Source organism: Pantoea sp. Pa-EAmG, from assembly GCF_030024295.1.
GTDB classification, from domain to species: domain Bacteria; phylum Pseudomonadota; class Gammaproteobacteria; order Enterobacterales; family Enterobacteriaceae; genus Pantoea; species Pantoea dispersa.
The window spans coordinates 1-9,779 of sequence record NZ_JASEWO010000164.1 but is presented as its reverse complement, the minus strand read 5'-3'; the positions used below and the strand labels follow the sequence as shown (position 1 = coordinate 9,779).

The window sequence follows — 9,779 nt, the reverse complement described above, 5'->3', positions numbered from 1 at the left end:
TCAAATAACGCGGTTTGTCTTGCGGAATTTGCGGACAGACGTGTTCCAGGATGCGGTGCATGTCCTCTTTCGGTTCACCCACCGCCAGGCCGCCCACAGCGTACCCATCAAAGCCAATCTCTACCAGACCTTTAACCGAGACATCACGTAAATCTTCGTAAACCCCGCCCTGAATAATGCCAAACAGCGCATTTTTGTTACCGAGCGCGTCAAAGCGGTCGCGGCTGCGCTGCGCCCAGCGCAGTGACATCTCCATCGAGCGTTTAGCGTAATCCCAGTCCGCCGGATACGGCGTACATTCGTCGAAGATCATCACAATGTCGGAGCCGAGATCGTACTGAATCTCCATCGATTTTTCCGGGTCGAGGAAAATCGGGTCGCCGTTGATCGGGTTGCGGAAATGCACGCCGGCTTCGGTGATTTTACGGATATCGCCGAGGCTGAATACCTGGAAGCCGCCGGAGTCGGTCAGGATCGGTCCCTGCCAGTGCATGAAATCGTGCAGGTCGCCGTGCAGTTTCATGATCTCCTGCCCCGGGCGTAGCCACAGGTGGAAGGTGTTACCCAGCAGGATCTGCGCGCCGGTCTCTTTCACTTCTTCCGGCGTCATGCCTTTGACCGTGCCGTAGGTGCCGACCGGCATAAACGCCGGGGTTTCCACGACGCCGCGATCAAAGACCAGACGGCCACGGCGCGCGCGCCCGTCGGTGGTATCTAATTCAAATTTCACATTGACCTCTTTCGATAATCAGAGAAACAGTCTGATTACTCAGCCACCAACGATTTCGTCGGGAGCCTGTGGATTACGGGTGATGTACATCGCATCCCCGTAGCTAAAGAAACGGTACTGCTCCGCCACCGCGCTCTGATAAGCCGCCATGGTGTGTTGATAACCGGCAAACGCCGAGACCAGCATAATCAGCGTCGATTCCGGCAGGTGGAAGTTGGTGATTAGCGCATCAATCACCTGGTAGTGATAGCCCGGATAGATAAAGATCTGCGTGTCATCGAAAAACGGCGCGATCAGCCCATCCTGGCAGGCCTGCGCTGCGCTCTCCAGCGATCGCACTGAGGTGGTGCCCACCGCCACCACTTTGTTACCGCGCGCTTTGCACGCCAGCACCGCGTCCACCACGTCCTGCGGCACTTCGGCATATTCAGAGTGCATGATGTGATCGTTGATGTTCTCTACGCGCACCGGCTGGAAGGTGCCAGCGCCGACGTGCAGCGTCACAAACGCCATCTCCACGCCTTTCGCCTTCAGCGCCGCCAGTAGTGGCTCATCGAAGTGCAGACCGGCGGTCGGCGCTGCCACCGCGCCGGGGCGCGCGCTGTAGACCGTCTGGTACAGCTCGCGGTCAGCTTCCTCATCCGGACGATCGATATACGGCGGCAGCGGCATATGGCCGACGCTGTTCAGGATATCCAGCACCGCGCGATCGTCCGCAAACTCAATTTCGAACAGCGCATCGTGGCGCGCCAGCATGGTGGCTTTGACGCTTTCGTCGTCGCCCAGCAGTAATTCGGCACCTGGCTTCGGCGCTTTGGAGGCGCGCACGTGCGCCAGCACGCGTTTGTCATCCAGCATGCGCTCAACCAGCATCTCAATTTTGCCGCCGCTGGCTTTACGGCCATAGACGCGCGCCGGAATCACCCGGGTATTATTGAACACCAGCAGATCGCCCGGATTGAGCTTATCCAGCACATCAGTAAACACGCCATGGTTCAGCGCCCCGCTCGGGCCATCCAGCGACAGCAGGCGACATCCGCTGCGCTGCGCCTGCGGATAGTGGGCGATCAAAGATTCCGGTAATTCAAAGGCAAAATCGGCTACACGCATGCATCACTTCTTCAGGACTCAAAAAACAGGCGGCATAGTTTAGCGGAAAAGTGGGCAATTCTGAACAACTGGCTGCGCCGGTGTGATTCTGCCTATAATGCGCCATGAACTTTCTTGCTCACCTTCACCTCGCAACCCTGGCCGACAGCTCACTGCTGGGTAATCTGCTGGCCGACTTCGTGCGCGGCAACGTTGAGGCGCAGTGGCCGCAGCCGGTGGTGGCCGGTATTGCCCTGCACCGGCGCATTGATGTGCTGACCGATAACCTGCCGGAAGTGCGCAGCGCGCGTCAGCTGTTCCGCGCCGAAACGCGCCGCGTGGCGCCAATTACCCTCGACGTGATCTGGGACCACTTCCTGGCGCGCCACTGGGATCAGCTGCATCCGGCGCAGTCGCTGTCCGCCTTTAGCGCTGCCGCCGAGCGCGACATTGTGCCGCAACTGCCCGGCACGCCGGGCGATTTTATCGAGCTCAACGCGGTAATGTGGCGCGAACGCTGGTTTGAACACTATGCTGACCCGGCGCGGCTGGCGCGCGTACTAAGCGGCATGGCGCATCGCCGGCCACGGCTGGCGGCGCTGCGCGACTCCTATCAGGATTTTGTCGACCACTACACCCAGCTCGAACCGCTGTTTTTCCAGTTCTATCCACGCCTGATGGCCGCCGCGCGCGCCCGGCAGCTGTGAAGCACAATTTGCCGCTGCCCCGCATTGCCTCCCCTTGCCAGCCGCAGCCATCTGCGGCTTAATGAAGCCTTGCTTAACTTTTGTTAAGCCAGTCACACAGCCATGGCGCTTTATCCGGCGTGGTTCGCCACGTCGATTGCCAGTGAATGATAAGAGGGAAAAATGTCATCAGCTACGCTAACCGAATTAGATGCCCGTTATCACTATGCCTGTGAGGTGGCGAAAACCGCCGCCAGCCGCGCGCTGGCGTGGTATCAGCAGCGCCATCAGCTGGTGGTGGAGCACAAGAAGGATTTGCAGGATGTGGTCAGTGAGGCGGATCGCAACGTTGAGCTGCTGGTAAAACACCTGATTCATGAGCGTTTTCCTGACGATGCGGTGCTGGGTGAAGAGAGCGGCGGTGACGTCAGCGGCGCGCGCTTTATCTGGGTCATCGATCCGATTGACGGCACCAGCAGCTTTATTAACGGCCTGCACAACTGGTGCGTCTCGCTGGCGATTGTCTGCGACAATCAGCCGGTGATTGGCGTAGTCAGCGATCCTAATCATCAGGAAACCTTCCACGCCTGCCGCGGCAAAGGTGCCTGGGTGAATGACAAGCGCATTCAGGCACACAGCGCGCAGCGGCTCGACCAGGGGCTGCTGGGCCTTAGCAGCTCGAACAGCCAGCCGATTGAACCGCTGACCACCTTTATCAGCCAGCTGCTGGCGCAGGGCGGCATGTTTATCCGCAACGGTTCCGGTGCGCTGATGAGCGCCTGGGCGGCCGCCGGCCGGCTGATTGGCTATTACGAAGCGCACATGAATCCGTGGGATGGCCTGCCTGGCATTGTGCTGATGCGCGAAGCGGGCGGCGTCACCAACGATTATCTCAGCCACCATGGCCTGCAACAGGGTAATCCGGTGCTGCTGGCCAACGCGGTGCTCTATCCGCAGCTCAAAGCGCTGCTGCCGGCACAGCCAACGTTATGACACGTCTGCTGCTGAGCGCGCTGCTGGCTTTGCTGGCGCTCACCGCGCAGGCGCAGCCGCGCTACCAGCTGGAAAAAGTGGTAGAGATCAGCCGTCACGGCGTGCGTCCTCCCACCGCAGGTAACCGCACGGAAATCGAAGCCGCCACCCAGCGCGCCTGGCCGCGCTGGCGCAGCGCCGACGGCGAACTCACCGCACACGGTTATGCAGCGGTAGTGAATAAAGGTCGCTGGCAGGGTGAACACTATCGCCAGCTCGGCCTGCTGCGCGCCGGCTGTCCCGATGCCGGGCAAATCTACGTGCGTGCCAGTCCGCTGCAGCGCACCCGTGCCACGGCGCAGGCGCTGCTGCAGGGCGCCTTTCCTGGCTGCGATGTGGCAGTTCATCACGTCGCGGGGACGGTCGATCCGCTATTTCAGAGCGAAAAACTGCCGTTCGGCCAAACTGATGCTGCCACGGAGCGGGCAGCGGTCGCGGCGCGCGCCGGCGATCTCGCCGCACTGCAGCAGCGTTTACAGACCGCCGTGCAGCAGCTCAGGCAGGCGGTATGCGCGGCAGATTGCCCGTTCTTCGATCGCCCCTGGCAGCTGAAGCAGAGTAAAAGCGGCCATACCTACGTGCAGGGTCTCAGCGTGCTGGCCAGCATGGCCGAAACCTTACGGCTCGGCTGGAGCGAAAATCTGCCGTTCAGCCAGCTGGCGTGGGGCAACATCACCCGGGCGCAGCAGATTAGCGCCCTGCTGCCGCTGCTGACCGCCAATTACGATCTGAGTAATGATGTGCCGTATATCGCGCAAAAGCGTGCGTCGATTCTGCTGGACGCGGTGGTGCGCAACCTGCAGGACGATGCGGCGACGCCCTCCACCCGCTGGCTGCTGCTGGTGGCACACGATACTAATATCGCCATGCTGCGCACGCTGATCGGCTTCAGCTGGCAACTGCCCGGCTACGCGCGCGGTAATATTCCGCCCGGCAGCAGCCTGGTGTTTGAGCGCTGGCGCGATAACCAGACGCATACGCTGCTGCTGCGCGTCTATTTTCAGGCGCAAAGTCTGGATGCGCTGCGCCAGCTAACGCCGATCGATCGGCAGCACCCGCTGCTGCGCCAGGAGTGGCATCAGCAAAACTGTCGCCAGACGGCGGTGGGCACGCTGTGTCCTTATCAATCGACGCTTGAGCACTGGCGCACCGCCATTGATCAGCGCGCGGTAATCCCCGTGGACTATCCCTGACGCCAGCCGCCGGGTTAAGCCAGACAGATTACGCCGGCTTATTCCTGCAGCGAAATTACAGCAATAAACTGCAAGCTGGTGGGCACGGTTATCTGAGACTTTTCTTTTTTTTCCCTTAAAAGCGTTAGCGCTGTAAAACTGCGATATGCTGCACGGGTCAATCATCCCTTAGTAATACCTTTCTCTTTTTACATTTTTCGGCGACAGGATGCGCCGAGCTATTTTTACCCGCAGTAATGAAATCGCAAATTAACATTGAATAACTGGGATCCTGTTATGTCTGTACCTGTTTCGCTGCGCTATCGTCCGGATATCGATGGTCTGCGCGCTGTCGCCATTATATTGGTTGTGCTGTTCCACTGCGGCGTCAGCGCCGTGCCGGGTGGCTTTATTGGCGTCGATATATTTTTCGTTATTTCCGGCTTTTTAATTGGCGGCATTATCAGTAAAGAAATTACCGCCGGCACCTTCTCGTTTTATCAGTTTTATTTACGCCGCATCCGGCGTATTGCGCCCGCCCTGTTTTTTATGCTGATGGTATTGCTGCTGCTCGGTTATCTGCTGTTATCACCGCTGGAATTAAGCCAGCTGGCAAAATACAGCATGGCGGTGTTTCTCTCGGTGCCCAATATGCTGTTACTGAAGAGCGGCGACTATTTCAGTGCGGATGCCGATCTCAATCCGCTCCTGATGACCTGGTCGCTGGGCATTGAGGAGCAGTTCTATATCGTGCTGCCGTTTATTCTGCTGCTGGCCGTGCGGCTGCGGCGCACAATGACCGGCGTGGTGCTACTGCTCAGCCTGCTGTCGCTGGCCGGCTGCCTGTGGTTAACTCCCCTCTCCAGCACTCAGGCGTTTTATCTGCTGCCAACCCGCGCCTGGGAGCTGGGTGCCGGCGTGCTGCTGGCGCTGTGGCAACCCCGCCCCGTCACCGGCCGGCTGGCCAGCCTCTGTCATCTTGCTGGCTGGCTGCTGATCATCGGCGCCACGCTGTTACTCAGCCATAGCGATCGCTTCCCTGGCTGGCTGGCGCTGCTGCCGGTGCTGGCGGCCTGTCTGATGATCGGGGCGCGCAGCCCGCTCAATCAACGGCTGCTGGAGAACGCGCCGATGCGCTTCATCGGTAAAATTTCCTACTCGTGGTATCTGTGGCACTGGCCGCTGCTCAGTCTGGCGCGCATCTGCAGCGATCGGCCGCTCAGCATCTGGCAGGCGCTGAGCATCTGTGCCGTTGCGCTGGTCATCGCCTGGCTCTCCTGGCGCTTCATCGAACAGCCATTCCGTCGGGCGCGCAGCGGTACGCGCTGGCTGATCCCCGGCTACTGCGCCTCGTCGCTGCTGGCAGCCGGTGCCATGGTGCTGCTGTGGCAGAGCGGTGGCCTGAAATCGCGCGTCAGTGAAGCGGTGATGCTTGGCGACGAATGGAAAGTCGCCGCCCAGCGCGATCCCTGCCTGCTGGATTACGGCGCCACGCGGCCCGCCCGCGATGCGCAGTGCCAGCCGCAGAATGACACACCGGCGATAGCGCTGATCGGCGACAGCCATGCCGCCGCGCTGGCGGCCAACGTCGCCGATTACGCCCGGCGGCAGCAGAAACCGCTGTTTCAGCTGACCAAAGCCTCCTGCCCTTTCCTGCTTGACGCCACGCGCGCGATGCCGCAAAAACCGCAGCATGCACAGCAGTGCCTCGATTTTAATCAGCGGGTTCTGCCGATCATCCTGAGCGATAAAATAGACGAAGTGGTGATCAGCGCGTTCTGGGCGGCGGGCCTCAGTGATCAGCCGGGCAGCGGATTCCGCAGTCTCCGCGATCCGGCGCAGGACAATCTGCAGGCACTGAAAAGCGGGCTGGATACCGTGGTGGCGCAGCTGCTGGCGGCAGGGAAAAAGATCACTCTGATTGACGATGTGCCGACCATCACGCTCGATCCGCTGCGCTACAGCCATAACCGCAATATGCCGCTGCGCCGCAGCCTGAATAGCTGGCTCAGCGCGCAGGATGGCGCGGCGCTGGCGGCGGAACGCACGCAGCAGTTGCAGATGCCAAACGCATCGGTGGCAGAGCTGTTAAAGAACTATCAGCAGCGCGGCGTGCGCGTGTTGTCACTGCAGGAGACATTGTGTAATGCGCAGGGTTGTCTGGTCACCCATCAGGGCATGCCGCTCTGGTACGACAACAATCACCTGAATCCGTACGGCGGAGAGATGGCGCTGGGGAAAAACTGGTAATGCACCGCGGGCGAAGTCTCGCTTCGCCCGCGGTAAAGCTTCTTACGCTTTACGTTTCTTCGCCAGCGGCCACGCCAGCAGCAGCAGAACAATCCACGCAAACCCGACGTACAGCGAGATACGCGTATCCGGGAAGTAGCCAATCAGCGCGATGATAAAAGCAAGGAACAGCACCCCCACCCACGCCGTAGCGCTGCCGCCCGGCAGAGCAAACTGCAGCTTACCGGCCTGCTCTTTGCCGATTTTGTGGCGGAACGCGATCTGCGACAGCAGAATCATAATCCACACCCACACGGTGGCAAACGTCGCCAGCGAGGCAATCACCAGGAACACTTTTTCCGGCATCAGATAGTTGAGGTACACCGCCACCAGCATGGCAAGCATCATCACCAGCACCGTGACCCACGGAATGCCGCGATTCGACACCTTCATAAACATCTTCGGCGCATGTCCCTGCTGCGCCATACCGTGCAGCATGCGGCCGACGCCAAACACATCGCTGTTAATCGCCGACAGCGAGGCAGTCAGCACCACAAAGTTCAGAATGGAGGCGGCGGCGGCGATACCGAGGTGCTGGAAAGTCAGCACGAACGGGCTGCCTGCGGTACCGACCTGGTTCCAGGGATAGATCGACATGATCACAAACAGCGTGCCGACATAGAACACCAGAATGCGCAGCGGTACGGAGTTGATGGCGCGCGGGATCGATTTCGCCGGATCTTTAGCTTCGCCGGCGGTGATGCCAATGATCTCAATGCCGCCGTAGGCGAACATCACCATCTGCAGCGACAGCAGCATGCCGACGATACCGTGGGCAAAGAAGCCGCCGTTGGTCCACAGGTTATGGATGCCGGTCGGCTGACCGCCGTTGCCGATGCCCCAGAAAATCATGCCGAAACCGGCCACGATCATGATGATGATGGTGGCAACTTTGAAGAAGGAGAACCAGAACTCCACTTCGCCAAACACCTTCACGCTCATCAGGTTGATGGCGCCGATGATCAGCACCACCGACAGCACCCAAATCCAGTGCGGCACCTCCGGGAACCACACGCCCATGTAGATACCAAAAGCCGTGACGTCGGCGATCGCCACAATCAGGATTTCAAAGCAGTACGTCCAGCCGGTGATATAGCCCGCCAGCGGTCCGAGGTAATCCTGCGCGTAGCGTGAAAACGAGCTGGCCTGCGGATTGTTAACCGACATCTCGCCCAGCGCGCGCATGATGATATACGCCACGGCGCCGCCGATGATGTAGGCCAGCAGTACGCTGGGGCCTGCCATTTTGATGGCATCTGCCGAGCCGTAAAACAGCCCGGTGCCGATCGCCGATCCCAGCGCCATAAAACGGATGTGGCGCGTGCTCAGTCCGCGTTTGAGCTTATTGGTTTCTTGCATAACAAACAGTACCTGTGGAAATGAAAAAACCACGGGCAAGCCCGTGGTCGGAATTAACAGCGATGTCGCTTACTGGTGAACGGCAACCTGCTCACGCCCTTTCACCCGGTCAACCACCGCAGCAATCACCAGCATCGCCAGCGACGGCGGCAGCCAGGAGAGACCCTGATCGGCCAGCGGCAGATGCTGGCTAAACAGCGGCAGCGCATCTTTAAAGCTGGTGGTTTTGATGGCATCGACGATACCAAACAGCAGGCTGATCAGCATGGTTGGCGCAATGATGCGCGTGCTGCGATTCCACCAGCTCAGGGTAAAGCTCAGTACCACCAGTACGATGCACGGCGGATAGATAGCCGTCAGCACCGGAATCGAAATCTGAATCAGGTGGCTGAGACCGAGGTTCGACACCAGCATGGCGAACAGGCCGAGAATAAACACCAGCGCTTTATACGACAACGGCAGGTATTGCGCAAAGAATTCTGCGCAGGCGCAGGTCAGGCCCACCGCCGTAACCATACAGGCGACGAAAATCAGTGCGGCGAGGAAGACGCTGCCCATGCCGCCGAAGGTCTGCTGCACGTAAGCATGCAGAATCGCCGCGCCGTTGGCGTTCTGATCGACAATCGCGCCGCTGCCGGAGCCCAGCTTGAACAGGCTGAGGTACACCAGCGTCAGACCGACACCGGCGATCACGCCGGCCAGCATGGTATAGCGCGTCAGCAGTTTGCTGTCTTCCACGCCACGTGAACGCGCCGCATTAACGATGACAATACCGAACACCAGCGCGCCGAGCGTATCCATGGTCAGATAGCCGTTCACGAAACCGCTGGAGAAGGCTGCGCGCTGGTAGTCGGCGGTGGCCGGCGAAATGCCGCCAGCCGGCCACAGCAGCGCCGCGACGCCCAGAATGGTCAGCGCGACAATTTTCAGCGGTGCGAGGAAGTGGCCGACGGTGTCCAGCAGCTTGCCCGGATAGAGCGAAATGCCAATCACCAGCGCAAAGTACACCAGGCTATAGATAAACAGCGGCAGCGGGCCGTCGCCGGTCAGCGGCGCAATCCCGACTTCAAATGAAACGGTCGCGGTGCGCGGCGTGGCAAACAGCGGGCCGACGGCGAGATAGCACACGGTGGCGAGCAGCAGACCGGCCGCTTTACCAATCGGTGAGCTGAGCGCATCAATACCGCCGCCGACGCGCGCCAGCGCGATCACGGTCATCACCGGCAAACCAACCGCGGTGATCAGGAAGCCGAAGGCGGCAATCCAGACATGTTCACCAGACTGAATACCGACCATAGGCGGGAAAATGATGTTTCCTGCGCCAACGAACAGGGCAAAGGTCATGAAGCCCAGCGCTAGGATATCCCTGGAGGTTAAACGATGTGTCATAAACTTCTGTACTGCCTGTAGCTGATGTTGCGG

General features: G+C 59.9%; 8 protein-coding genes. 4 read left to right on the top strand and 4 right to left on the bottom strand.

What is annotated here, in order from left to right:
• Positions 1-730, bottom strand: a 730-nt coding sequence (gene tgt, locus QMM04_RS17950; protein ID WP_282996674.1) for a tRNA guanosine(34) transglycosylase Tgt, incomplete at its 3' end; no start/stop codon positions are given.
• Between the two features lie 39 nt (positions 731-769).
• The gene (gene queA, locus QMM04_RS17945) at positions 770-1,840 is read right to left on the bottom strand and encodes a tRNA preQ1(34) S-adenosylmethionine ribosyltransferase-isomerase QueA (RefSeq protein ID WP_021507153.1); all 1,071 of its coding nucleotides are present in this window, start codon (positions 1,838-1,840) and stop codon (positions 770-772) included.
• A 104-nt stretch (positions 1,841-1,944) separates the two neighbouring features.
• Between queA and QMM04_RS17940 the strand changes: the two genes are divergently transcribed.
• From QMM04_RS17940 to QMM04_RS17925, 4 genes are all read left to right on the top strand, one after another.
• Positions 1,945-2,526, top strand: a complete 582-nt coding sequence (locus tag QMM04_RS17940; protein WP_058781210.1) for an ACP phosphodiesterase — start codon at positions 1,945-1,947, stop codon at positions 2,524-2,526.
• 162 nt (positions 2,527-2,688) lie between these two features.
• The gene (locus QMM04_RS17935; protein ID WP_282996673.1) at positions 2,689-3,498 is read left to right on the top strand and encodes an inositol monophosphatase; all 810 of its coding nucleotides are present in this window, start codon (positions 2,689-2,691) and stop codon (positions 3,496-3,498) included.
• A complete protein-coding gene (locus QMM04_RS17930) occupies positions 3,495-4,730 on the top strand; it encodes a histidine-type phosphatase (protein WP_282996672.1) in 1,236 nt (411 codons plus the stop codon). The genes QMM04_RS17935 and QMM04_RS17930 overlap by 4 nt, the downstream gene beginning before the upstream one ends.
• A 276-nt stretch (positions 4,731-5,006) precedes the next feature.
• Positions 5,007-6,959 (top strand): acyltransferase family protein, encoded by a 1,953-nt coding sequence (locus QMM04_RS17925; protein ID WP_282996671.1) that lies wholly within the window; start codon positions 5,007-5,009, stop codon positions 6,957-6,959.
• A gap of 42 nt (positions 6,960-7,001) precedes the next feature.
• Here QMM04_RS17925 and proY read toward each other — a convergent pair whose 3' ends face one another.
• Positions 7,002-8,357, bottom strand: coding sequence for a proline-specific permease ProY (proY, locus tag QMM04_RS17920; protein ID WP_058775216.1), 1,356 nt, complete (start codon positions 8,355-8,357; stop codon positions 7,002-7,004).
• 69 nt (positions 8,358-8,426) lie between these two features.
• Positions 8,427-9,746, bottom strand: coding sequence for a branched-chain amino acid transporter carrier protein BrnQ (gene brnQ, locus QMM04_RS17915; RefSeq protein WP_021507147.1), 1,320 nt, complete (start codon positions 9,744-9,746; stop codon positions 8,427-8,429).
• Positions 9,747-9,779 lie beyond the last annotated feature (33 nt).